This is a genomic window from Mesorhizobium sp. M8A.F.Ca.ET.207.01.1.1 (assembly GCF_004794715.1).
Taxonomy (GTDB): domain Bacteria; phylum Pseudomonadota; class Alphaproteobacteria; order Rhizobiales; family Rhizobiaceae; genus Mesorhizobium.
Genome location: NZ_SRUS01000610.1, coordinates 1 through 279, shown reverse-complemented (window position 1 = coordinate 279; position 279 = coordinate 1). Strand labels below are relative to the sequence as shown.

Annotated in this window: 1 protein-coding gene; it reads right to left on the bottom strand. The window is 60.2% G+C overall.

Going from position 1 to position 279, the window contains the following annotated elements; all coding sequences use genetic code 11:
- On the bottom strand, positions 1-199 hold a 199-nt coding region (locus EN850_RS36055; RefSeq protein ID WP_281407324.1), incomplete at its 3' end, for a hypothetical protein.
- Positions 200-279: the final 80 nt, after the last annotated feature.

Here is a 279-nt window from a genome sequence, read left to right as displayed (position 1 = left end):
GGAATCCGCCGCCACTGTTTTGCGTCTGATTGTTGATCAAGTTCGTCAACTGCTGATTGACCGCCTCCAGCTGGCTGACATTGACCGCGTCAGTTGCCGCAACGCCCGCAGCGACGCCCGTGATCTGCCGGTTACCGATATTCACCTCGCCGACAGATGACTGCGGCGTGCTGAGTCCATAGCCGATGTAGTTGCTCACCGCGCCCACGGTCGTTACAGAACCGGCGCCCAACGCAACGCTGTTGGCCAAAGATGCGGTAGAGCCTGCACCCAGAGCCA